Raw genomic sequence first — 22,218 nt, 5'->3', positions numbered from 1 at the left:
CAGCAACGAGAGGGTAATTTTGCTAACCGGTAAGTTTTCGAAACGAGTGTTGTGTGCGCTGACCGTTGCGCTGGCCTTGGGCGCGGCGACGGCACACGCACAGGACGTCGCCCGCATCGCGGCGGTCAATTCGGATCGGATCCTGCGCGAGTCGGCGCCCGCGAAGGCGGCGCAGACGAAGCTCGAAGCCGAGTTCGCGAAGCGCGACAAGGATCTGCAGGACATGGCGGCGCGCCTGAAGTCGTTGTCCGATTCGCTGGACAAGAACGGCACGTCGATGTCCGCGGCCGATCGCGCGCAGAAGCAGCGTGACCTTGCCCAGCTCGATACCGACTTCCAGCGCAAGCAGCGCGAGTTCCGCGAAGACCTGAACCAGCGTCGCAACGAGGAACTGGCAGCCGTGCTGGACAAGGCGAACAAGGTCATCAAGCAGATTGCCGAGCAGCAGAATTACGACCTGATCGTGCAGGAAGCCGTGTACGTCAGCCCGCGCATCGACATCACCGACAAGGTGCTCAAGGCGCTCGCGTCCGGCTCGACGAACTGAACGGAGCAGACGACGAATGGCATTGACGCTTGAGGAACTCGTAAAGCGGTTCGGCGGCGAGATCGTCGGCGATCCCCACTGCAAGGTGGCCGGCCTCGCGCCGCTCGACCAGGCAGGCCCGCAGCAGCTCGCGTTCCTCGCGAACCCGAAGTACCTGTCGCAGGTCAACGCGACCGGCGCCGGCGCGGTGCTGATCGCGCCGAAGGATCTGGAAAAGCTGGGCGCGACCGCTGGCGATGCCTCGACGGCCGGCCCCCGGATAGCCGGCCCCCGGATGGCCGGCCCCCGGATGGCCGGCCCCCGCAACTTCATCGTGACGCCGAATCCGTACGCGTACTTCGCGCGCGTCGCGCAGATGTTCATCGATCTCGCCACGCCGCCGCGCGCGGCCGGCATCCATCCGAGCGCGACGGTCGATCCGGCCGCGAAGATCGCCGCGAGCGCGGTGATCGGCCCGCACGTGACGGTCGAGGCGGGCGCCGTGATCGAGGACGGCGTGCAGCTCGACGCGAACGTCTTCGTCGGCCGCGGCACGACGATCGGCGCGGGCTCGCACCTGTATCCGAATGCATCGGTCTATCACGGCTGCAAGATCGGCCCGCGCGTGATCATCCATGCGGGCGCGGTGATCGGCTCCGACGGTTTCGGCTTCGCGCCGGATTTCGTCGGCGACGGCGATGCGCGCACCGGCAGCTGGGTCAAGATCCCGCAGGTCGGCGGCGTGACGATCGGCCCGGACGTCGAGATCGGCGCGAACACGACGATCGATCGCGGCGCGATGGCGGACACCGTGATCGAGGAATGCGTGAAGATCGACAACCAGGTCCAGATCGCGCACAACTGCCGGATCGGCGCCTATACGGTGATCGCCGGCAGCGCGGGCATCGCGGGCAGCACGACGATCGGCCGCCACTGCATGATCGGCGGCGCGGTCGGGATCGCCGGCCACGTGACGCTCGGCGACTACGTGATCATCACCGCGAAATCGGGCGTGTCGAAATCGCTGCCGAAGGCCGGCATCTACACGAGCGCATTCCCGGCCGTCGATCACGGCGAGTGGAACAGGAGCGCCGCGCTCGTGCGCAACCTCGACAAGCTGCGCGACCGCATCAAGGCGCTCGAAACCGCGCTCGCCGCCAAGGGCGGCGACACGGACGCCTGACCAGACCATGCGAGACCATGAACCGGGCACGGCCAGCGCATCCGGCCCGGTTCGCCAGACAGGGCCGCACGACGGCCCGCTCCAGCCTTTGCTTCACCACCGCGCAGCCTCTGCGTGAGACGAACCATCATGAGCACTGAAAAAATCAACCTCGACATTCACAAGATCCTCACGCTGCTGCCGCATCGCTATCCGATTCTGCTCGTCGATCGCGTGCTCGAACTCGAGCCGCACAAAGGCATCAAAGCGCTGAAGAACGTGTCGATCAACGAGCCGTTCTTCCAGGGGCATTTCCCGAAGCGGCCGGTGATGCCGGGCGTGCTGATTCTCGAGGCGCTCGCGCAGGCGGCCGCGCTGCTGACCTTCTCGGAAGAGCAGCCGAAGGACCCGGAAAACACGCTGTACTACTTCGTCGGGATCGACGGCGCGCGCTTCAAGCGCGTGGTCGAGCCGGGCGATCAACTGATTCTGAACGTGACGTTCGAACGCTACATCCGCGGCATCTGGAAGTTCAAGGCGGTGGCGGAAGTGGACGGCAAGGTGGCGGCGGAAGCCGAACTGATGTGCACGGTCAAGACGGCCGACGCGGCGCCCTGAGCGACGCGACACGCATCGGCAACGCAACCCATCACATCGAGAGGCAACGGCGCATGACCAGGATTCATCCCACCGCGATCGTCGAACCGGGCGCGCAGATCGACGAATCGGTCGAGATCGGTCCGTACGCGATCGTCGGTCCGCACGTCACGATCGGCGCGCGCACGACGATCGGTTCGCACAGCGTGATCGAAGGGCATACGACGCTCGGCGAAGACAACCGCATCGGTCATTACGCATCGGTCGGCGGTCGTCCGCAGGACATGAAGTACAACGACGAGCCGACCCGGCTCGTGATCGGCAACCGCAACACGATCCGCGAATTCACGACGATCCACACGGGTACCGTGCAGGACAGCGGCGTGACGACGCTGGGCGACGACAACTGGATCATGGCCTACGTGCATATCGGCCATGACTGCCGCGTCGGCAACCACGTGATCCTGTCGAGCAATGCGCAGATGGCGGGCCACGTCGAAATCGGCGACTGGGCGATCATCGGCGGGATGTCGGGCGTGCACCAGTTCGTGCGCATCGGCGCGCACGCGATGCTCGGCGGCGCGTCGGCGCTCGTGCAGGACGTGCCGCCGTTCGTGATTGCGGCCGGCAACAAGGCCGAACCGCACGGCATCAACATCGAGGGGCTGCGTCGCCGCGGTTTCTCGCCCGATGCGATCTCGGCGCTGCGCAGCGCATACCGGCTGCTGTACAAGAACGGCTTGTCGCTCGAGGAGGCGAAGACGCAGCTGCGCGAACTGGCGGAAGCCGGCGGCGACGGCGATGCGCCCGTCAAGGCGCTCGTCGCGTTCATCGACGCATCCCAGCGCGGCATCATCCGCTAAGCGATGACGCTTCCGACCACTCAGCTCCGGCTCGCGATGGTGGCGGGCGAGCCGTCGGGCGATCTGCTCGCGGCGTCGCTGCTCGGCGGGCTGCGCGAGCGGCTGCCCGCGTCCACGCAGTACTACGGGATCGGCGGGCAGCGGATGATCGCGCAGGGCTTCGACTCGCACTGGCAGATGGACAAGCTGACGGTGCGCGGCTACGTCGAGGCGCTGGGCCAGATCCCCGAGATCCTGCGGATTCGCGGCGAGCTGAAGCGCCAGCTGCTCGCGGAGCGGCCGGACGCGTTCATCGGCGTCGACGCGCCCGATTTCAACTTCAACGTCGAGCAGGCTGCGCGCGACGCGGGCATTCCGTCGATCCACTTCGTGTGCCCGTCGATCTGGGCGTGGCGCGGCGGTCGGATCAAGAAGATCGCGAAGTCGGTCGACCACATGCTGTGCCTGTTCCCGTTCGAGCCGGCGATTCTCGACAAGGCCGGCGTCGCGTCGACCTACGTCGGCCATCCGCTCGCCGACGACATCCCGCTCGAACCCGACACGCACGGCGCGCGCATCGCGCTCGGGCTGCCGGCCGACGGCCCCGTGATCGCGGTGCTGCCGGGCAGCCGGCGCTCGGAGATCGCACTGATCGGCCCGACCTTCTTCGCGGCGATGGCGCTGATGCAGCAGCGCGAGCCGGGCCTGCGTTTCGTGATGCCGGCTGCGACGCCCGCGCTGCGCGAGCTGCTGCAGCCGCTCGTCGATGCGCATCCGCAACTCGCGCTGACGATTACCGACGGCCGCTCGCAGGTCGCGATGACGGCCGCCGACGCGATCCTCGTGAAGAGCGGCACCGTTACGCTGGAAGCCGCGCTGCTGAAAAAGCCGATGGTGATCTCGTACAAGGTGCCCTGGCTGACCGGGCAGATCATGCGCCGGCAGGGCTATCTGCCGTACGTCGGGCTGCCGAACATCCTCGCGGGGCGCTTCGTGGTGCCCGAGCTGCTGCAGCATTTCGCGACGCCCGAGGCGCTCGCCGATGCGACGCTCACGCAACTGCGCGACGATGCGAATCGCCGCACGCTGACCGAAGTCTTTACCGAAATGCATCTTTCGCTGCGGCAAAACACGGCCGCGAAGGCGGCCGAAGCGGTCGCGCGCGTGCTCGAACAACGCAAGGGGCGCGCATGACCGCAGCCAGCACATCGCGGCGCCGCGCGTCGGGCGGCGCGCAGGGCGGCTTCGACTTCAGCCGACCCGACGAGATCGTCTGCGGCGTCGACGAAGCCGGGCGCGGCCCGCTCGCGGGGCCCGTGGTGGCCGCCGCGGTGATCCTCGATCCCGCGCGGCCGATCGAAGGCCTCGACGATTCGAAGGCGCTGTCCGCGAAGAAGCGCGACGCGCTGTACGAGCTGATCGTCGCGCGCTCGGTGTCGTACTGCGTCGCGTCGGCGAGCGTCGACGAGATCGATACGCTGAACATCCTGCACGCGACGATGCTCGCGATGAAGCGCGCCGTCGAAGGGCTGGCGGTGCTGCCTACGCTCGCGCAGATCGACGGCAACCGCTGCCCGACGCTGTCGGTTCGTGCGGAGGCGATCGTCAGCGGCGACGCGCTGGTGCCGAGCATCTCGGCCGCGTCGATCCTCGCGAAGGTCACGCGCGACCGCATGCTGGTCGACCTGCACGAACGTTTTCCGGTGTACGGCTTCAACGTGCATGCGGGCTACGGCACCGCGAAACACCTTGCCGCGCTGCGCGAGCACGGTCCGTGCGAAGCGCATCGGCGCTCGTTCGCACCGGTGCGCGCCGCACTCGACCTGATTCGATGAAAGTCATTACTTCCCGCGACAACCCGCTGTACAAGCGCCTGAAGGCGCTCGCGGGCTCGACGTCCCAACAGCGCCGCGGCGGCCAGGCGCTGCTCGAAGGTTTCCATCTCGCCAGCGCCTATCTCGATACGGGCGCCACGCCCGAGCTATGCGTCGCGACCGAAGGCGCGCTGGCGCACGCCGAGGCGCAGGCGATCGTCGCGCGCATCGACGCGCAGCGCGTCGTCACGCTGCCGGACGCGCTGTTCGGGCAACTGTCGAACGTCGTCAGCGGCGTCGGCTTCCTGCTGCTCGTCGATCGTCCGGCGCAGCCGCTGCCCGAGCGCGTCACGCAGTCGTCGGTCGTGCTCGACGGCGTGCAGGACGCCGGCAACGTCGGCTCGATCCTGCGCAGCGCGGCGGCCGCCGGCGTGCGGCACGTGTTCTGCGCGCCGGGCACCGCCTACGCGTGGTCGTCGAAGGTGCTGCGCTCGGGTATGGGCGCGCATTTCCTGCTGTCGATCCACGAGGACGTCGCACCCGACGCGCTGGCGGCGCGGCTCGACGTGCCGGTCGCGCTGACCGATTCGCACGGCGCGCAGGCGATCTACGACTGCGACCTGTCGGGGCCTGTGGCATGGGTGTTCGGCAACGAGGGCGCGGGCGTGTCGGCGTTCTGGCGCGACGCGGCCGCGCATCGCGTGACGATTCCGCAGCCGGGCGGCATGGAGTCGCTGAACGTCGCCGCGGCGGCGGCGGTGTGCCTGTTCGAGCAGGTCAGGCAGCAGCGGCGCGGGTGAGGTCGCACGCGCATCAGGAGCAAAGAACGAAAAAAGGCCGCGTCGAACGCGGCCTTTCTGCTTCCGGCGGGGCGATCCGACCGCGCGACGGTCAGTACGACTGCCGTTCGAGGCGGATTTCCTGCAGGATCGTCGTCGCGATTTCCTCGATCGACTTGTGCGTCGACGACAGCCACTTGATCCCTTCGCGGCGCATCATCGCCTCGGCCTCGTTGATCTCGTAGCGGCAGTTCTCGGGCGCCGCATACTTGCTGCCGGGCCGGCGCTCGTTGCGGATCTCCGACAGGCGCTGCGGGTCGATCGACAGCCCGAACAGCTTGTCGCGATGCGGCGACAGCGCCGACGGCAGCTTGCCGCGCTCGAAGTCTTCCGGAATCAGCGGATAGTTGGCGGCCTTCACGCCGTACTGCATCGCGAGATACAGGCTGGTCGGCGTCTTGCCGCTGCGCGACACGCCGACCAGGATCACGTCGGCCTCCGACAGGTTGCGGTTCGACTGGCCGTCGTCGTGCGCGAGCGAGAAGTTGATCGCCTCGATCCGCGTCTTGTATTCCTCGGTGTCCGCGTTCTGGTGGCCGCGGCCCATCGCGTGGCTCGACTTCAGCTGCAGTTCCTGTTCGAGCGGTTCGACGAAGCGCTGGAACATGTCGAGCACCAGCGCGTTCGAGCGCTTGACGATGTCGTTCGACTCGCTGTCGACGAGCGTCGTGAACACGATCGAGCGGCGGCCGTCGTGCACGGCGGCCTCGTTGATCTTCTCGACGGTCGAATATGCCTTGTCGAGCGAATCGACGAACGGCACGCGTACGAGGCGGAATTTCTGGTCGAACTGGGAGAGGATCGAATGCGCGAAGGTTTCGGCAGTGATCCCGGTGCCGTCGGACACGATGAAAACGGTAGGCAGCATGAATCTGGACGTCGAGCGTGAAGGGCGGGTGCACGGGTGGCTGGAGGGCCTCCTCCAGACGCGGTGACAAGGTCGCGCCACATCCGGCAGCCGGCACGGTAGAATAGCGGCAACCTGTTGGATAAGCAATTGCGGGGGCAGGGCGCGACCGGCGCCCGGAGCATGCCGCGATCGGTCAAAGATTCCCGGCAAGTTCGGCGATTCGTCTGAAAATATCGCCCTTCTGCCGGGATTTTTGCAAATCGGGTCGGAACAATGCCGCCGCTGCGATTGTTTATCTAACAGGTTGCGCAAGACGCGCCGCGCCTTTTTGCAAGCGCCCGCGTTCGAGCCCACTTGCGCGATCGAGCATTTTTTTCACACTTAGGGGCTTGTATGACTAACGCAGCAAACGTCGCAAAGGACCAGGCGTATGTAATTCCGTTCGAGCAGTTGCGGATGACCGATGTGGAGATCGTCGGCGGCAAGAATGCGTCGCTCGGCGAAATGATCAGCCAGCTTTCCGAGGCAGGCGTTCGCGTACCCACCGGTTTCGCCACGACCGCGCTCGCTTTCCGCGATTTCCTCACGCATAACGACCTCACCGACCGCATCGCCAAGCGTCTCGAGTCGCTCGACATCGACGACGTGAAGGCGCTCGCCGAAGCCGGCGCCGAAATCCGCAAGTGGATCGTCGATGCGCCGCTGCAGCCGCGTCTCGAGCAGGAAATCCGCGCGCAGTTCGAAGTCCTGCAGAACGGCTCGCCGGGCGAGCTGTCGTTCGCCGTGCGCTCGTCCGCGACCGCGGAAGACCTGCCCGACGCGTCGTTCGCGGGCCAGCAGGAGTCGTATCTGAACGTCGTCGGCATCGAGGACGTGCTCGACCGCATGAAGCACGTGTTCGCGTCGCTGTACAACGACCGCGCGATTTCGTATCGCGTGCACAAGGGCTTCACGCACGCCGAGGTCGCGCTGTCGGCCGGCGTGCAGCGCATGGTCCGCTCGGACGTCGGCGCGGCCGGCGTGATGTTCACGATCGACACCGAATCGGGCTTCAAGGACGCCGTGTTCGTCACGTCGAGCTACGGCCTCGGCGAAACCGTCGTGCAGGGCGCGGTGAACCCGGACGAGTTCTACGTGTTCAAGACCACGCTCGCCCAGGACAAGTACCCGATCATCCGCCGCTCGATCGGCTCGAAGCTGATCAAGATGGAGTTCACGCAGCCGGGCGAACCGGGCCGCGTGAAGACGGTCGACGTGCCGCACGAGCAGCGCAACCGCTACTCGATCACCGACGAAGACGTGATCGAGCTCGCGAAGTACGCGGTCATCATCGAGAAGCACTACCAGCGTCCGATGGACATCGAGTGGGGCAAGGACGGCCGCGACGGCAAGATCTTCATCCTGCAGGCGCGTCCGGAAACGGTGAAGAGTCAGGCGAGCGGCAAGGCCGAGCAGCGCTTCAAGCTGAAGGGCCAGTCGCAGGTGCTGGCGACGGGCCGTGCGATCGGCCAGAAGATCGGCGCGGGCCCCGTGCGCGTGATCCAGGATCCGTCTGAAATGGAACGCGTGCAGCCGGGCGACGTGCTGGTCGCCGACATGACCGACCCGAACTGGGAGCCGGTGATGAAGCGTGCGTCGGCGATCGTCACGAACCGTGGCGGCCGTACCTGCCACGCGGCGATCATCGCGCGCGAGCTCGGCGTGCCGGCGGTGGTCGGCTGCGGCGACGCGACCGACGTGCTGAAGGACGGCGCGCTCGTCACCGTGTCGTGCGCGGAAGGCGACGAAGGCAAGATCTACGACGGGCTGCTCGAGACGGAAGTCACCGAAGTGCAGCGCGGCGAACTGCCGGAAATCCCGGTCAAGATCATGATGAACGTCGGCAACCCGCAGCTCGCGTTCGACTTCTCGCAGCTGCCGAACGCCGGCGTCGGTCTCGCGCGTCTTGAGTTCATCATCAACAACAACATCGGCGTGCACCCGAAGGCGATCCTCGAGTACCCGAACATCGACCAGGATCTGAAGAAGGCGGTCGAGAGCGTCGCGCGCGGTCACGCGTCGCCGCGTGCGTTCTACGTCGACAAGCTGACGGAAGGCGTCGCGACGATCGCCGCGGCGTTCTACCCGAAGCCCGTGATCGTGCGTCTGTCCGACTTCAAGTCGAACGAGTACAAGAAGCTGATCGGCGGTTCGCGCTACGAGCCGGATGAAGAAAACCCGATGCTGGGCTTCCGCGGCGCGTCGCGTTACATCGCCGACGACTTCGCGCAGGCGTTCGAGATGGAGTGCCGCGCGCTGAAGCGCGTGCGCGACGAGATGGGCCTGACCAACGTCGAGATCATGGTGCCGTTCGTGCGGACCGTGAAGCAGGCGGAGCGCGTCGTCGGCCTGCTCGAGAAGTTCGGCCTGAAGCGCGGCGAAAACGGCCTGCGTCTCGTGATGATGTGCGAAGTCCCGACCAACGCGATCCTCGCCGAAGAGTTCCTGCAGTTCTTCGACGGCTTCTCGATCGGTTCGAACGACCTCACGCAGCTCACGCTCGGCCTCGATCGCGACTCGGGCATGGAACTGCTGGCAGCCGACTTCGACGAGCGCGATCCGGCGGTCAAGTTCCTGCTGAAGCGCGCGATCGATACCTGCCGCAAGATGGGCAAGTACGTCGGCATCTGCGGCCAGGGCCCGTCCGATCATCCGGACTTCGCGCAATGGCTGACCGACGAAGGCATCGTGTCGATCTCGCTGAACCCGGACACGATCATCGAGACGTGGCAGAACCTGGCGAACCGGAAGTAACGGTCGCTCATGCGCGTTCGACGAAAGGGCGGCTCGCCCGCACTTTCGTCGAAGGCAAAATGAAAGGTTTGTGATATAAACACCCCGGTAGCACCGGGGTGTTTTCGTTTGCAGGAGACCACATGATGTCGGGGCATCTGTTCTGGTGGGTCGCGGTGGGCGTGCTGGTGGTGGCCGAACTGTTGACGGGCACGTTCTATCTGCTGATGATCGCGCTCGGCTTTCTCGCGGGCGGGCTGCTGCAGCTCGCGGGGTTCGCGCCGCACGTGCAGTTCGGCGCGGCTGCCGCGGTCGCGCTCGTCGCGATGATCGTGTTGCGCCGCTCGGGGCTCGGGCGCCGGCAGAAGCGCGACACGTCGACCAATCCCGACGTCAATCTCGATATCGGCGCGACCGTCACGGTCGACGCGTGGCATGACGGCCGCGCGCGCGTGCAGTATCGCGGCGCCGACTGGGATGTCGAGCTCGCGCGCGGCGAGCGCGACGATGCGCGCGTGTACCAGGTAAGCGCCGTGCGCGGCAACTGTCTGGTGGTCGTGGCGAAACCCGCGGGCTGATCGTCCGCTGAAATAACAAGGAGGGAATGCTTGATGGATTCGCTGATCATCTGGGTTGTCCTGCTCGTCATCGCGATCGTGATCGTGTCGAAGACGGTGAAGATCGTGCCGCAGCAGCATGCATGGGTGCTCGAACGCTTCGGGCGCTATCACGCGACGCTGTCGCCGGGGCTGAACATCGTGCTGCCGTTCGTCGATCGCATCGCATACCGGCACGTGCTGAAGGAGATCCCGCTCGACGTGCCGAGCCAGATCTGCATCACGCGCGACAACACGCAGCTGCAGGTCGACGGCGTGCTGTACTTTCAGGTGACCGATCCGATGAAGGCATCGTACGGATCGAGCAACTTCGTGCTCGCGATCACGCAGCTCGCGCAGACGACCCTGCGCTCGGTGGTCGGCAAGCTCGAGCTCGACAAGACCTTCGAAGAGCGCGACTTCATCAACCACAACATCGTGTCGGCGCTCGACCAGGCCGCGGCGAACTGGGGCGTGAAGGTGCTGCGCTACGAGATCAAGGACCTCACGCCGCCGAAGGAGATCCTGCACGCGATGCAGGCGCAGATCACCGCGGAGCGCGAGAAGCGTGCGCTGATCGCCGCGTCCGAAGGCCGCAAGCAGGAGCAGATCAATCTCGCGTCGGGCGCGCGCGAGGCGGCGATCCAGAAGTCCGAAGGCGAGCGGCAGGCCGCGATCAACCAGGCGCAGGGCGAAGCCGCGGCGATTCTCGCGGTAGCCGAGGCCAATGCGCAGGCGATCCAGAAGATCGCGAGCGCGATCCAGTCGCAGGGCGGGATGGACGCGGTGAACCTGAAGGTGGCCGAGCAGTATGTCGGCGCGTTCTCGAATCTGGCGAAGCAGGGCAATACGCTGATCGTGCCGTCGGACCTGTCGGATCTCGGTACTGCGATCGCGTCGGCGCTGACGATCGTCAAGCGCGCGACGCCGGCCACGGGCGGTGCGCCGGGCGGGAAGGGCTGAGGCCTTCGCGTCGCGTTATCTTCAGTAGAAACAACAACGGCCCGCTTCGAGCGGGCCGTGTCATTTTGACGCGGGAGCGGACGTGAAGCGTCAGGCGCCTGCGCGCATGATGCGCGCCTTCTCGCGTTCCCAGTCGCGCTTCTTCTCGGTTTCGCGCTTGTCGTGCAGCTTCTTGCCCTTCGCGAGCGCGATGTCGCACTTCACGCGGCCGCCCTTGTAGTGGAAGTTCAGCGGCACGAGCGTATAGCCGCGCTGCTCGACCTTGCCGATCAGTTTCTTGATCTCGTCGCGGTGCAGCAGCAGCTTGCGCGTGCGCACGGGATCGGGCTTGATGTGCGTCGAGGCCTCGGGCAGCGGGCTGATGTGCGTGCCGATCAGGAAGATCTCCGCGTGCTTGATCACGACGTAGCCTTCCTTGATCTGGCCGCGCCCGGCGCGCAGCGCCTTGACTTCCCAGCCCTCGAGCACGAGCCCCGCTTCGTAGCGTTCCTCGATGTGATAATCGAAGTGCGCTTTCCTGTTGTCGATGATGCTCATGAAAGGATCGGGCCAACTCGTTTAAAATCACGATTTTAGCAAAGCGGGGCGGGAATCGCCCGGCTTGCTTTCCCACCTTCAGCGATGCCGCGCGATTTATGGCAGATGTCCAGAAAACCGTATTGATCCGTCATTCGGCGGAACAGATGTTCGACCTCGTCACCGACGTGGCCGACTACCCCAACTTCCTGCCCTGGTGCGGCGGCGTCGAGATTCGGCGCCAGGACGACAGCGGGATGGAAGCGCGCATCGACATCAACTTCAAGGGCATCAAGCAGCATTTCGCGACGCGCAACACGCAGCAGCGCCCGACGCGCATCGACATGGAGTTCGCGGACGGCCCGTTCAAGAAGTTCACCGGTTCGTGGCGCTTCACCGCGCTGCGCGCCGACGCGTGCAAGATCGAATTCGCGCTGCATTACGAGTTTTCGAGCATCCTGCTCGAGAAAATCATCGGCCCCGTGTTCAGCCATATCGCGAACACGTTCGTCGATTCGTTCGTCAAGCGCGCGGACCAGCGCTATGGCAAGGGGTAAGGCGATGTTGTCGATCGAAGTCTGCTATGCGCTGCCGGATCGCCAGACGCTGATTCCGGTGTCGTTGCCCGAAGGCGCGACCGTGCGCGCGGCGATCGAGGCGAGCGGCGTGCTGGCGATGCACCCGGAGATCGATCTCGCCCACGCGAAGACGGGCGTGTACGGCAAGCTCGCGCCGCTCGATGCGCCGCTCGCCGATCACGACCGCGTCGAGATCTACCGCCCGCTGATCGTCGATCCGAAAATCGCGCGCCAGCGGCGCGTCGACAAGTCGCGCCGCGACGGCTCCATCGAGGGCCGCAAGTGGATGCACAAGGACGCGCGCTGACGCGCGCTGACGCGCGGTCCGTTCTTTCCGACATTCGTCCGATCAAAGGTCGCCGCGCTCAGTGCGCGGTGGCGTTCGCGTTCGCCGCTGTATGGTCCGGCGTGTTCCCGGTATCGCCGTGCCGGCGCACCGATCCATAAACGCCCGCCAGCAGCAGCGCGAGCGCGGCGATCTCGAGCACGCGCGGCATCCGTTGGTCGTAGATGAACGCGTACAGCATCGCGAATGCGGTCTCGAACACGATCAGCTGGCCCGACAGCGTCAGCGGCAGGCGCTTCGACGCGGCGTTCCACAGCCCGTTGCCGAGCCACGACGCGCCGATCGCGAGCACCAGATTCAACAGCCAGAACAGTTGCCAGCGCGATGCCGGAACCGCGGCCTGCACGGTGCCGGCCGGCAGCGCGACGATCACGGCCCAGCAAAGCGCGCCGATCAGGCCTGTCACGACGCCCCACAGCACCGACCATTCGTTGCCGCTGAAACGATGGTGGCGCTGCAGGTAGCGCGCGTTGGCGACCGCATACCAGGTCCAGCTCGCCAGAGCGCCGCTGGCGCACGCGATGCCGGCGAGCTTCTGGCCGAGCGTCGTCGCGTGCGCGGCCGACGACGTGAACAGGTCGACGTTGATGCACGCGATGCCGGCGACGACCAGCGCGAGCGGCCCGGCGAGGCGCCGCAGCGGCATCGCGCCGTGGTCGCCGAGACCGACGAGCGTGACGGTCACGGGCAGCACGCCGACGATCAGCGACGTCGGCGCGATGCCGATCAGGTGCACCGCGCAGGCCAGCAGCAGGTAGTACGCGACGTTGCCGACCAGCGCGAGCCGCGCGAGCGCGACAAGATCGGCGCGGGTCAGGCGCGCGAGCAGCGAACGCGCGGCCGGCAGCGCGGCCGCGAACGACACGAGACCGTACATCGCGTAGCGGCCGACGCTCAGCAGCAGCGGCGAGAAGTCGGTCAGCAGCCGCGGAACGAGAAACACCATGCCCCATAGGGCACCGGCCAGGACACCATACACCACACCGCGCTGCATCGACTGCTCCGAACGAATCACTGACGAGCGCGCATCTTAGCGGCACGGGTGCCATCGCGTCTTGTTCATTCCTGCACTCGGCGCACTTGCGGGCCGGTCAGCGGCCGGCCTCATCGTCGTCCGCCGCGCCCCCGTCGTCATGCGATGCGTTGCGCGCGGGGCGGCGCACGGCGCGCAGCTTGCCGCTGTTGCCGCCGCCGCAGTAGAAGCGCTCGCCGCCGTCGGATTCCAGCCCCGACACGCCGACGCCGTCCGGCATGTCGAGTTGCTCCAGCACCTGTCCGGTTTGCGGATCGATGCGCCGCAATTCGCTCTGGTCGGCTTCCCAGGTGCCGTGCCACAACTCGCCGTCGACCCATGTCACGCCGGTGACGAAGCGATTCGATTCGATCGTGCGCAGCACCGCGCCCGATTGCGGATCGACCTGATGAATCTTGCGCTCGCGGTACTGGCCGACCCACAGCGTGCCTTCGGCCCACGCGAGCCCGGAATCGCCGCCGCCGCCGGGCGCGGGGATCGTCGCGAGCACGCGGCCCGATTGCGGATCGATTTTCTCGATCCGGTCTTCGACGATCTGGAACAGGTGGCGGCCGTCGAAGGCGGTGCCCGCGTGCGCGGCGATGTCGAGCGCGCGCAGCGTCGTGCCGCGCGCCGGATCGAGTGCGTTCAGCTTGTCGCCGGACGCGAACCACACGTGCCGTCCGTCGAACGTGACGCCGTGTACGCCGTCGACGCCCGGAAACGGGCCGTATTCGCGAATGATGTCTGCCCTGGATCGTTTCATCGTCGTCGCCTCGTCGTTCGGTAGGGAGTGCGTCGGGTGCTGCCTGCGTAAACGGATCCTAGTCGCCCGGTACCAGCGTGGGGAGTAACAAGGTCGTCGCGAATCCGGGCAGCGGCGGCATCATCCAGCGTCGCGCGCGGCCGCGCCCGATCGCCTGCACCTTGCCGGCTTCCGCGAGTGCGTCGAGTCCGCGCTGCACGGTGCGCTGGCTCGCGCCGAGCGCGAGCGCCAGCGCCGAACTCGACCACGCTTCGCCGTCGGCGAGCAGCGCGAGCACGGCGGCGTGGCGGTCGTCGACCGGGCGTGCGAGCACGACGGTCTCGCGCACGCCGAGCGGTTCGAGCGCGAAGCCGCGCGGCGTCGCGCTGAGATTCGCGAGCGGCCGCAGCACCGCGCGCAGCCGTCCGATCTCGACACGCAGCCGCGCACGATGCGACTCGTCCGCCTGTTTCGCGCGGAACGCGGCGGCCACCAGCGCGTGGCGCGACACGTCGGCCGGCCATGCTTCGCTGAGCAGGCGAGCGAGTTCGAACAGCACCGGGCGGCGCGCGAGCGACACGGTCGTGCGTGCGTCGCGCACCGTATGGCGGCACGCATTGACGACGAGCGCGTTCGATGCCAGCAGCGCCTCGACTTCGTCGAGCGACACGAGCCGCGATGCGCCGCGCGCGATGAGCCGCGCCGCCGGGGCGGCAAGCAGCCGGCATGCGGCGTCGACTTCGGCCGTCAGCGCGGCGATGCCGGCGTCGCGCGCGGCGTCGCGTGCGCGTGCCAGTGCCGCGCGGGCGGTGCGCGCGCGGATCCGGCGCATCGCGATGCCGGCCGCGATCAGTTCGTGGGTGGCGCGCGATGCTGCGGGCAGCGGCGCGGGATCGAGCGTCGCGAGCAGCCGTTCCGCTTCGTCGACGTGTCCGATCAGCAGCAGGCGGCGCACGCGCAGATAGCGCGCATGCGCGGCATTCGCCCGATCGCCGTGCGCGTCGAGCGTCGCGCATGCGGCGTCGAGCGCGCGCGACGGCCAGCCGAGGTCGCGCGACGCGAGCGCGATCTCGGCTTCCGCGACCACGCAGCGCGCACGGGCCACCGCTTCCTTCGCGCCGAACGCGCGTGCCGCGCCGCGGACCAGCACGCGCGCGCGCTCGAAGTCGCCGAGCTGCGCCATCGCGATGCCACGCAAGGCCAGCGCGGGCGCATCGTCGCGCAGCGCGACACGGTTCAGCGCGCCGAGCGCATCACCGGCCGCGAGCGCGCGCGCGGCCGCGGTGATCAGCGAATCCATTCGAATCCCGACACACTTGTCACTCCCTCCGGCTCGATGCCCGGCACTAATCTAGCACCACGCACACGGCCCGGTACGCCGTGCCCGGATACAGACCGAATGGAGGCACCCACGATGACGACTCACCCGACCGGAACGCGCGACGAATGGCTGGCTGCGCGGACCTCGCTGCTCGATGCCGAAAAGGCGTTGACGCGGCAAAGCGACGAACTCGCACGGCGGCGCCAGGCGCTGCCCTGGGTGCGGGTCGACAAGACCTACCGGTTCGACACCGCCGACGGGCCGGCGACGCTGGCGGACCTGTTTCTCGGCCGCTCGCAGCTGCTCGTCTATCACTTCATGTTCGGCCCCGACTACCGGACCGGATGCCCGTCCTGCTCGGCGCTTGCCGACGGCTTCGACGGCTTTGCCGTCCATCTGGCGAATCACGACGTGACGCTCGCGGCCGTGTCGCGCGCACCGCTCGCGAAGCTGCTGGCCTACCGGCAGCGGATGGGCTGGCGGTTTCCGTGGGCGTCGTCGGTCGGCAGCGATTTCAACTTCGACTTCAATGTGTCGTTCACCGAAACACAGCAGCGCGCAGGCGACGTCGAATACAACTACGCCCGCGCCGGCCACGCGATGGACATGGATCCGCCGCCGCCGGCCGTCGCGCAGTTCGCGGCGACGTGCGGCACCGATGCGGCCACGTACTCGCTCGACCGGCCGGGGATGAGCGCGTTCGTGTGCGAAGACGGCGTCGTCTATCACACGTACTCGACCTATGCGCGCGGCCTCGATGGCTTGTGGGGGATGTACCAGTGGCTCGACCGTGCGCCGCGCGGGCGCAACGAGACGGGGGTCTGGTGGCGCCGGCACGACGAGTACGCGCTCGGCTGAGCGCGGTCGGGCAAGACGAGCGGAGCGGACGATGAAACCCGTGGCCGTCAGGGCGGGCGTCGACTGGCGCGGATTCGGTGCCGTGCTCGCCGCGGTGTTCGCGGCCGCCGCCGCGGCGATGCTGGTGCAGCACGCATCGATGGACGCGATGGCCGGCATGCCGATGCACGGCGGCTGGACGATGTCGGCCGCCTGGCTGCGTCCGTGCGGCTCGCGGGTCGGCGACGCATTCGCGGCGTTCTCCGAAATGTGGGGCGCGATGATCGTGACGATGATGCTGCCCGTGCTCGCGCCGGCGCTGTGGCGCTACCGGCGGCGCCTCGGCGCGAGCGTGCCCGGCGGCATGCGCGCGAGCGCGTATGTCGCGGCGATGGCGGCCGGCTATTTCTCGGCGTGGATGGCCGTCGGCATGCTGGTATTTCCGCTCGGCGACGCGCTGATGGCGGCCACGGCGCGACTGCCGGCGCTCGCGCAGGCAGTGCCGTTCGCGGCCGGTGCGACGGTGCTCGGCGCGGGCGCGCTGCAATTCTCCGGATGGAAGGCGCGCCGGCTGGCATGCTGCCGGCATGCGGCGGCCGACGGGGACGTGCCGCGCGCGGGCGCCGGCGCCGCCTGGCGGCTCGGGATCCGGACCGCGCTGGATTGCGGCGCGTGCTGCGGGAACCTGATGGGCGTCGCGCTGGCGGCCGGCATCATGGACCTGCGCGCAATGGCCGCGGTGACGGTCGCGATCGCGGCCGAGCGGCTGATGCCGGCGGGCCGGCGCACCGCGCAGATCGTTGGCGGGATCGCCATCGGGGCGGGTATCGCGATGCTCGCCCGCGCGGCAGGCGTTGTGTAACGCGAGGAGGGTGCGTGACGTTCCTTCGGCCGGCCGCGGCGCGAAACGGCGCGCGCCAGCGCCCGACGCCGACGTAGCGCGGGTTGGCCGCCGTTGTCCCAGCGGCCTTGCGAAGCGGCCGGCGGCGCGTCCTGCGTTGCCCGGCAGCCACGGGCATTGGCGATCGGCGCGGCCCGTTGCGCGAACGGCTCCCTGCCGGGGTGAAACGAAAGGCGATCGAAAACGAACCGAACGACGATTCGAACGATTCGGCCCCCGAACGTCCGGAAACGGCTAACCCGTTGTTCGTGTTGTGAAAATTCACGGCGCTTCGCGTATAATTCGCTTTTGCGCCCATAGGATTTGCCATGCGTCTGATCCAAAAAGCACTCACTTTCGATGACGTGCTCCTCGTCCCGGCCTTCTCCGACGTTCTGCCGCGCGACACCAGCCTCAAGACCAGGCTGACCCGCAACATCTCCCTGAACATGCCGCTCGTGTCCGCCGCGATGGACACCGTCACCGAAGGTCGTCTCGCAATCGCGATGGCGCAGCAGGGTGGCGTCGGCATCGTCCACAAGAACCTCACGCCGGCCGAGCAGGCCCGCGAAGTCGCGAAGGTCAAGCGTTTCGAGTCGGGCGTCGTGCGCGACCCGATCACGGTGCCGCCGCAGATGAAGGTGCGCGATGTGATCGCGCTGTCGCGCCAGCATGGCATCTCGGGCTTCCCGGTCGTCGAGGGCCCGCAGCTCGTCGGCATCGTCACGAACCGCGACCTGCGTTTCGAAACGCGCCTCGACGAGCCGGTCAAGTCGATCATGACGCCGCGCGAGCGCCTCGTCACCGTCAAGGAAGGCACGCCGCTCGCCGAAGCGAAGGCGCTGATGCACAGCCACCGCCTCGAGCGCGTGCTGGTCGTCAACGACGCGTTCGAACTGCGCGGCCTGATGACCGTCAAGGACATCACGAAGCAGACCGAGCACCCGGACGCGTGCAAGGACGAGCACGGCAAGCTGCGCGCGGGCGCGGCGGTCGGCGTCGGCCCGGACAACGAAGAACGCGTCGAGCTGCTGGTGCAGGCCGGCGTCGACGTGATCGTCGTCGATACCGCGCACGGCCACAGCAAGGGCGTGCTCGAGCGCGTGCGCTGGGTCAAGCAGAACTTCCCGCACGTCGAGGTGATCGGCGGCAACATCGCGACGGCCGCCGCTGCGAAGGCGCTCGTCGAATACGGCGCGGACGCGGTCAAGGTCGGTATCGGCCCGGGCTCGATCTGCACGACGCGGATCGTCGCGGGCGTCGGCGTGCCGCAGATCAGCGCGATCGCGAACGTCGCCGAAGCGCTGAAGGGTACCGGCGTGCCGTGCATCGCCGACGGCGGCGTGCGTTTCTCGGGCGACGTGTCGAAGGCCCTCGCGGCCGGCGCGAACGCGGTGATGATGGGCAGCATGTTCGCGGGCACCGAAGAGGCGCCGGGCGACGTGTTCCTGTACCAGGGCCGCCAGTACAAGTCGTATCGCGGCATGGGTTCCGTCGGCGCGATGAAGGACGGCGCGGCCGATCGCTACTTCCAGGACAACTCGGCGAACATCGACAAGCTCGTGCCGGAAGGCATCGAAGGTCGCGTCGCGTACAAGGGTTCGGTCAACGCGATCCTGTTCCAGCTGGTCGGCGGCGTGCGCGCGAGCATGGGCTACTGCGGCTGCCGGACCATCGACGAGCTGCACGACAAGGCCGAATTCGTCCAGATCACCGCCGCGGGCATGCGCGAGTCGCACGTGCACGACGTGCAGATCACGAAGGAAGCCCCGAACTACCACGTGGACTGATTGCCGATGAAACCGCTGCTGCGAGCCGTGCTGATCATCGATGCCGTGCTGCTGCTGGCGTTCGGCGTGCTGTTCGTGCTGACGCCCTGGCAGGCGCTGTTCAACGCGCTGCAGCTGGCGAACGTCCAGCCGGCGATGCTCGGCCAGGCGTTCGGCATCGCGCTGCTCGGGCTCGCGTGGCTCGCGTTTCATGCGGCGATCAACGGCGACCTGACGGCGCCCGTCGCACGCGCGGTCGGCCATGTGAACTGGCTGACCGGCGTGTTGACGGTCGTGTGGTCGATCGGCACCGGCAACGGTCCCGCGCTCGCGGCCGCCGGCCGGGTGTTGTCGGCGGTTGCCGGCGTCGCGCTGATCGTGCTCGGTCTCGGCGGCGTGCGTCTCGCGTCGGCCGTGCGCCGGCGCGAGAAGGCGCAGGCGCTCGACGCGCGTATGCCGGCGAAGCCTGCGGGCGAACCGGCGATGCCGGCAGCCACGCCGCAGCGGGTCGAGCCGGTCGTCAGCCGTCCGGCGGCGCCTGTCGCACCGTCATCCTCCGCGGCCCCGGCCGCCTCCGACAGATCGTCAGGCACCGTCGCACTCGACGAGCGCCCGCCGATGCAGGATTGACCGGCCATGCGTCGCGCGTGCCGCCTGCCGCCCGACGCCGCTGTCCATGCTTTTGACGCAGCGCTCGATGCGCTGCTTTTCTTATTCTCTTCATCCCGTCCGCAGCCATGCACGACAAAATCCTGATTCTCGACTTCGGTTCGCAAGTCACCCAACTGATCGCGCGGCGCGTGCGCGAAGCGCACGTCTACTGCGAAATCCATCCGAACGACGTGTCCGACGACTTCGTCCGCGAGTTCGCGCCGAAGGCGGTGATCCTGTCGGGCAGCCACGCGAGCACGTATGAAGACCACCAGCTGCGCGCGCCGCAGGCCGTGTGGGATCTCGGCGTGCCGGTGCTCGGCATCTGCTACGGGATGCAGACGATGGCCGTGCAGCTCGGCGGCAAGGTCGAGTGGAGCGATCATCGCGAATTCGGTTACGCGGAAATGCGCGCGCACGGCCATACGCGCCTGCTCGACGGCATCGAGGATTTCAAGACGTCCGAAGGCCACGGGATGCTGAAGGTCTGGATGAGCCACGGCGACAAGGTCACCGAGCTGCCGCCGGGCTTCACGCTGCTCGCGTCGACGCCGAGCTGCCCGATCGCCGGCATGGCCGACGAGGCGCGCGGCTACTACGCGGTGCAGTTCCACCCGGAAGTCACGCATACGGTGAAGGGTCGCCAGATCATCGAGCGCTTCGTGCTGCAGATCGCCGGCGCGAAGGCCGACTGGATCATGCGCGACCACATCGAGGAAGCCGTCGCGAAGATTCGCGAGCAGGTCGGCGACGAGGAAGTGATTCTCGGCCTGTCGGGCGGCGTCGATTCGAGCGTCGCGGCTGCGCTGATTCATCGCGCGATCGGCGACCAGCTGACCTGCGTGTTCGTCGATCACGGCCTGCTGCGCCTGAACGAAGGCAAGATGGTGCTCGACATGTTCCAGGGCCGCCTGCATGCGAAGGTCGTGCACGTCGACGCGTCGGAGCAGTTCCTCGGCCACCTGGCCGGCGTGACCGACCCGGAGCAGAAGCGCAAGATCATCGGCCGCGAATTCGTCGAGGTGTTCCAGGCCGAGGCGAAGAAGCTGTCGAACGCGAAGTGGCTCGCGCAGGGCACGATCTATCCGGACGTGGTCGAGTCGGGCGGCACGAAGACCAAGAAGGCGACGACGATCAAGAGCCACCACAACGTCGGCGGCCTGCCGGAAACGCTCGGCCTGAAGCTGCTCGAGCCGCTGCGCGACCTGTTCAAGGACGAAGTGCGCGAGCTGGGCGTCGCGCTCGGCCTGCCGCCGGAGATGGTGTACCGCCATCCGTTCCCGGGCCCGGGTCTCGGCGTGCGGATCCTCGGCGAAGTGAAGCGCGAGTATGCGGACCTGCTGCGCCGCGCGGACGCGATTTTCATCGAGGAACTGCGCAACACGGTCGCGACCGCGCAGGATGCGGCGGCCGGGTTGTGCGGCGAAGCCGATGTCGGCAAGAGCTGGTACGACCTGACGAGCCAGGCATTCGCGGTGTTCCTGCCGGTGAAGTCGGTGGGCGTGATGGGCGACGGCCGCACGTACGACTACGTGACGTCGCTGCGCGCGGTGCAGACGACCGACTTCATGACCGCGCACTGGGCGCACCTGCCGTATGCGCTGCTCGGCCGCGCGTCGAACCGGATCATCAACGAGGTGCGCGGGATCAATCGGGTGGTGTACGACATCTCGGGGAAGCCGCCGGCGACGATTGAGTGGGAGTGATCCCGCGTCCGGCATAGGCCGGCACCAAAGAGTATTAAAACGCCTCAAAGCCCGCGTAGCTGCGGGCTTTTTTTTATTTTTTGACCCGTCCTGAAATAGGTCGACACTTTTTCGAGGATCGAAGGGGGGCCAAGTGGAGCAAGGGATCAAGCGGGCGCAGCGCGATTACAGTCTGGCTTTTAAGCTGTCGATGGTGGAGCAGGTCGAAAAAAGCGACCTGACGTACAAACAGGCGCAGCGGCGCTACGGCATCCAGGGCGCTCGACCGTGCTGGTATGGTTACGGAAGCACGGCTTGCAGGATTGGGCCGCTCCATCCGGACATGCCTCACCGGACGCCACCATGCCGAAGCAGGGGATCGAAGCCGCTCACGCCCGAGCAGCGCATCAACGAACTGGAAACGCAGTTGCGGGAGGCACAGGAGAAGGCGGCGCTGTTCGAGGCCGTGCTCGACGTGATGCGCAAGGATTACGGGATCACCGTAAAAATGCCTTCGGGCAGGTCGTCGCACAACAGCGGATCGAAAAGCTGAGCGTCGAGCGGATCCACCGCCATATGGGCATCAGCCGGCAAGCGTACTACAAGCGTTGCCAGAGCGAGTGCCGCTGCAGTTCAGCGGCCGGGGTCGTGACCGCCCTGGTCCGGGACGTCCGGCTTCGCCAGCCGAGGCTTGGGACACGAAAACTGCATCATCTGCTCGAGCCCGAACTCGCCGGGCGCGGCATCAAGCTGGGGCGAGACCGGCCGTTCGATATGCTGTGCGCCGCGCGCTTGCTGGTCGTGCCGCATCGTGCTGCTCGTCTCGGTCTTCGGGTTCGGGCCGCCAGCCTGCAAATATCGCGCGTCTGGTAGGCCGAAATTCAATATCGAATCGTTTGCTGACTGGCCATTTCGAT

The 22,218-nt window shown here is 67.3% G+C and carries 22 protein-coding genes and 1 pseudogene; 18 read left to right on the top strand and 5 right to left on the bottom strand.

Going from position 1 to position 22,218, the window contains the following annotated elements:
* Window positions 1-19: 19 nt before the first annotated feature.
* The 7 genes from BST28156_RS03300 (at window position 20) to BST28156_RS03270 (ending at window position 5,741) form a co-directional block, all read left to right on the top strand.
* Window positions 20-547, top strand: coding sequence for an OmpH/Skp family outer membrane protein (locus BST28156_RS03300; protein ID WP_040127705.1), 528 nt, complete (start codon window positions 20-22; stop codon window positions 545-547).
* A gap of 16 nt (window positions 548-563) precedes the next feature.
* Window positions 564-1,709, top strand: coding sequence for a UDP-3-O-(3-hydroxymyristoyl)glucosamine N-acyltransferase (gene lpxD, locus BST28156_RS03295; protein ID WP_174901476.1), 1,146 nt, complete (start codon window positions 564-566; stop codon window positions 1,707-1,709).
* A gap of 129 nt (window positions 1,710-1,838) precedes the next feature.
* Window positions 1,839-2,306: a 3-hydroxyacyl-ACP dehydratase FabZ gene (fabZ, locus tag BST28156_RS03290; RefSeq protein WP_006402657.1), complete on the top strand. Its 468-nt coding sequence runs from the start codon at window positions 1,839-1,841 to the stop codon at window positions 2,304-2,306.
* Between the two features lie 53 nt (window positions 2,307-2,359).
* On the top strand, window positions 2,360-3,148 hold the full coding sequence (gene lpxA, locus BST28156_RS03285; RefSeq protein WP_060240010.1) for an acyl-ACP--UDP-N-acetylglucosamine O-acyltransferase: 789 nt from the start codon (window positions 2,360-2,362) through the stop codon (window positions 3,146-3,148).
* A gap of 3 nt (window positions 3,149-3,151) precedes the next feature.
* On the top strand, window positions 3,152-4,321 hold the full coding sequence (gene lpxB, locus BST28156_RS03280) for a lipid-A-disaccharide synthase (RefSeq protein WP_060240012.1): 1,170 nt from the start codon (window positions 3,152-3,154) through the stop codon (window positions 4,319-4,321).
* On the top strand, window positions 4,318-4,962 hold the full coding sequence (gene rnhB, locus BST28156_RS03275) for a ribonuclease HII (RefSeq protein WP_060240014.1): 645 nt from the start codon (window positions 4,318-4,320) through the stop codon (window positions 4,960-4,962). Before lpxB ends, rnhB begins: the two co-directional genes overlap by 4 nt.
* Window positions 4,959-5,741, top strand: coding sequence for a TrmH family RNA methyltransferase (locus BST28156_RS03270; RefSeq protein ID WP_174901475.1), 783 nt, complete (start codon window positions 4,959-4,961; stop codon window positions 5,739-5,741). The genes rnhB and BST28156_RS03270 overlap by 4 nt, the downstream gene beginning before the upstream one ends.
* A gap of 91 nt (window positions 5,742-5,832) precedes the next feature.
* Here the strand turns inward: BST28156_RS03270 and ppsR are convergent, their stop codons facing one another.
* Window positions 5,833-6,648 carry a posphoenolpyruvate synthetase regulatory kinase/phosphorylase PpsR gene (gene ppsR / locus BST28156_RS03265; protein ID WP_040127701.1) on the bottom strand — a complete coding sequence of 272 codons (816 nt, stop codon included), beginning with the start codon at window positions 6,646-6,648 and terminating at the stop codon, window positions 5,833-5,835.
* Window positions 6,649-7,023: 375 nt separating this feature from the next.
* On the opposite strand from ppsR, the gene ppsA reads away from it, so the two are divergent.
* The 3 genes from ppsA to BST28156_RS03250 all read left to right on the top strand — a co-directional run bounded on the left by ppsA (window position 7,024) and on the right by BST28156_RS03250 (window position 10,961).
* Window positions 7,024-9,423, top strand: coding sequence for a phosphoenolpyruvate synthase (ppsA, locus tag BST28156_RS03260; RefSeq protein WP_060240020.1), 2,400 nt, complete (start codon window positions 7,024-7,026; stop codon window positions 9,421-9,423).
* A gap of 122 nt (window positions 9,424-9,545) precedes the next feature.
* Complete coding sequence (locus BST28156_RS03255; protein WP_009688259.1) at window positions 9,546-9,980, top strand: NfeD family protein; 435 nt, start codon at window positions 9,546-9,548, stop codon at window positions 9,978-9,980.
* A 33-nt stretch (window positions 9,981-10,013) separates the two neighbouring features.
* Window positions 10,014-10,961 carry an SPFH domain-containing protein gene (locus tag BST28156_RS03250; RefSeq protein ID WP_174901474.1) on the top strand — a complete coding sequence of 316 codons (948 nt, stop codon included), beginning with the start codon at window positions 10,014-10,016 and terminating at the stop codon, window positions 10,959-10,961.
* Between the two features lie 90 nt (window positions 10,962-11,051).
* Here the strand turns inward: BST28156_RS03250 and smpB are convergent, their stop codons facing one another.
* Window positions 11,052-11,498 carry an SsrA-binding protein SmpB gene (smpB, locus tag BST28156_RS03245; protein ID WP_009688257.1) on the bottom strand — a complete coding sequence of 149 codons (447 nt, stop codon included), beginning with the start codon at window positions 11,496-11,498 and terminating at the stop codon, window positions 11,052-11,054.
* Between the two features lie 98 nt (window positions 11,499-11,596).
* Between smpB and BST28156_RS03240 the strand changes: the two genes are divergently transcribed.
* Both BST28156_RS03240 and BST28156_RS03235 read left to right on the top strand, forming a co-directional pair.
* Window positions 11,597-12,034, top strand: coding sequence for a type II toxin-antitoxin system RatA family toxin (locus BST28156_RS03240; protein WP_009688256.1), 438 nt, complete (start codon window positions 11,597-11,599; stop codon window positions 12,032-12,034).
* Between the two features lie 4 nt (window positions 12,035-12,038).
* The gene (locus BST28156_RS03235) at window positions 12,039-12,362 is read left to right on the top strand and encodes an RnfH family protein (RefSeq protein WP_009688255.1); all 324 of its coding nucleotides are present in this window, start codon (window positions 12,039-12,041) and stop codon (window positions 12,360-12,362) included.
* A 58-nt stretch (window positions 12,363-12,420) separates the two neighbouring features.
* On the opposite strand, the gene BST28156_RS03230 is transcribed toward BST28156_RS03235, so the two are convergent.
* From BST28156_RS03230 to BST28156_RS03220, 3 genes are all read right to left on the bottom strand, one after another.
* Window positions 12,421-13,395 (bottom strand): DMT family transporter, encoded by a 975-nt coding sequence (locus BST28156_RS03230; RefSeq protein WP_174901473.1) that lies wholly within the window; start codon window positions 13,393-13,395, stop codon window positions 12,421-12,423.
* Window positions 13,396-13,492: 97 nt separating this feature from the next.
* On the bottom strand, window positions 13,493-14,179 hold the full coding sequence (locus BST28156_RS03225; protein ID WP_174901472.1) for a Vgb family protein: 687 nt from the start codon (window positions 14,177-14,179) through the stop codon (window positions 13,493-13,495).
* 58 nt (window positions 14,180-14,237) lie between these two features.
* Window positions 14,238-15,458, bottom strand: a complete 1,221-nt coding sequence (locus BST28156_RS03220; protein WP_174901471.1) for a helix-turn-helix domain-containing protein — start codon at window positions 15,456-15,458, stop codon at window positions 14,238-14,240.
* Between the two features lie 114 nt (window positions 15,459-15,572).
* Here BST28156_RS03220 and BST28156_RS03215 point away from each other — a divergent pair, with 114 nt between their 5' ends.
* From BST28156_RS03215 to BST28156_RS03190, 6 genes and pseudogenes are all read left to right on the top strand, one after another.
* Window positions 15,573-16,337: a DUF899 domain-containing protein gene (locus BST28156_RS03215; protein ID WP_174901470.1), complete on the top strand. Its 765-nt coding sequence runs from the start codon at window positions 15,573-15,575 to the stop codon at window positions 16,335-16,337.
* A gap of 31 nt (window positions 16,338-16,368) precedes the next feature.
* Window positions 16,369-17,178 carry a DUF2182 domain-containing protein gene (locus BST28156_RS03210; RefSeq protein WP_174901469.1) on the top strand — a complete coding sequence of 270 codons (810 nt, stop codon included), beginning with the start codon at window positions 16,369-16,371 and terminating at the stop codon, window positions 17,176-17,178.
* Between the two features lie 347 nt (window positions 17,179-17,525).
* Entirely contained in the window at window positions 17,526-18,986 is a 1,461-nt protein-coding gene (gene guaB / locus BST28156_RS03205) for an IMP dehydrogenase (RefSeq protein WP_060240035.1), read from the top strand.
* Between the two features lie 6 nt (window positions 18,987-18,992).
* Window positions 18,993-19,595 (top strand): hypothetical protein, encoded by a 603-nt coding sequence (locus BST28156_RS03200; protein ID WP_174901468.1) that lies wholly within the window; start codon window positions 18,993-18,995, stop codon window positions 19,593-19,595.
* A gap of 107 nt (window positions 19,596-19,702) precedes the next feature.
* Window positions 19,703-21,322, top strand: coding sequence for a glutamine-hydrolyzing GMP synthase (guaA, locus tag BST28156_RS03195; protein WP_060240037.1), 1,620 nt, complete (start codon window positions 19,703-19,705; stop codon window positions 21,320-21,322).
* 133 nt (window positions 21,323-21,455) lie between these two features.
* Window positions 21,456-22,117, top strand: a pseudogene (locus BST28156_RS03190) (transposase family protein); the annotation flags it as partial.
* Between the last annotated feature and the right edge of the window lie 101 nt (window positions 22,118-22,218).

The organism is Burkholderia pseudomultivorans, from assembly GCF_902499075.1.
Classification (GTDB): Bacteria; Pseudomonadota; Gammaproteobacteria; order Burkholderiales; family Burkholderiaceae; genus Burkholderia; species Burkholderia pseudomultivorans.
The sequence above is the reverse complement of the archived record's forward strand: the minus strand, read 5'-3'. Positions and strand labels throughout refer to the sequence as shown.

Coding starts and splice junctions, on each gene's coding strand:
- lpxD (WP_174901476.1), top strand. CDS start 564: ATGGCATTGACGCTTGAGGAACTCGTAAAGCGGTTCGGCGGCGAGATC.
- fabZ (WP_006402657.1), top strand. CDS start 1,839: ATGAGCACTGAAAAAATCAACCTCGACATTCACAAGATCCTCACGCTG.
- lpxA (WP_060240010.1), top strand. CDS start 2,360: ATGACCAGGATTCATCCCACCGCGATCGTCGAACCGGGCGCGCAGATC.
- lpxB (WP_060240012.1), top strand. CDS start 3,152: ATGACGCTTCCGACCACTCAGCTCCGGCTCGCGATGGTGGCGGGCGAG.
- rnhB (WP_060240014.1), top strand. CDS start 4,318: ATGACCGCAGCCAGCACATCGCGGCGCCGCGCGTCGGGCGGCGCGCAG.
- BST28156_RS03270 (WP_174901475.1), top strand. CDS start 4,959: ATGAAAGTCATTACTTCCCGCGACAACCCGCTGTACAAGCGCCTGAAG.
- ppsR (WP_040127701.1), bottom strand. CDS start 6,648: ATGCTGCCTACCGTTTTCATCGTGTCCGACGGCACCGGGATCACTGCC.
- ppsA (WP_060240020.1), top strand. CDS start 7,024: ATGACTAACGCAGCAAACGTCGCAAAGGACCAGGCGTATGTAATTCCG.
- BST28156_RS03255 (WP_009688259.1), top strand. CDS start 9,546: ATGATGTCGGGGCATCTGTTCTGGTGGGTCGCGGTGGGCGTGCTGGTG.
- BST28156_RS03250 (WP_174901474.1), top strand. CDS start 10,014: ATGGATTCGCTGATCATCTGGGTTGTCCTGCTCGTCATCGCGATCGTG.
- smpB (WP_009688257.1), bottom strand. CDS start 11,498: ATGAGCATCATCGACAACAGGAAAGCGCACTTCGATTATCACATCGAG.
- BST28156_RS03240 (WP_009688256.1), top strand. CDS start 11,597: ATGGCAGATGTCCAGAAAACCGTATTGATCCGTCATTCGGCGGAACAG.
- BST28156_RS03235 (WP_009688255.1), top strand. CDS start 12,039: ATGTTGTCGATCGAAGTCTGCTATGCGCTGCCGGATCGCCAGACGCTG.
- BST28156_RS03230 (WP_174901473.1), bottom strand. CDS start 13,395: ATGCAGCGCGGTGTGGTGTATGGTGTCCTGGCCGGTGCCCTATGGGGC.
- BST28156_RS03225 (WP_174901472.1), bottom strand. CDS start 14,179: ATGAAACGATCCAGGGCAGACATCATTCGCGAATACGGCCCGTTTCCG.
- BST28156_RS03220 (WP_174901471.1), bottom strand. CDS start 15,458: ATGGATTCGCTGATCACCGCGGCCGCGCGCGCGCTCGCGGCCGGTGAT.
- BST28156_RS03215 (WP_174901470.1), top strand. CDS start 15,573: ATGACGACTCACCCGACCGGAACGCGCGACGAATGGCTGGCTGCGCGG.
- BST28156_RS03210 (WP_174901469.1), top strand. CDS start 16,369: ATGAAACCCGTGGCCGTCAGGGCGGGCGTCGACTGGCGCGGATTCGGT.
- guaB (WP_060240035.1), top strand. CDS start 17,526: ATGCGTCTGATCCAAAAAGCACTCACTTTCGATGACGTGCTCCTCGTC.
- BST28156_RS03200 (WP_174901468.1), top strand. CDS start 18,993: ATGAAACCGCTGCTGCGAGCCGTGCTGATCATCGATGCCGTGCTGCTG.
- guaA (WP_060240037.1), top strand. CDS start 19,703: ATGCACGACAAAATCCTGATTCTCGACTTCGGTTCGCAAGTCACCCAA.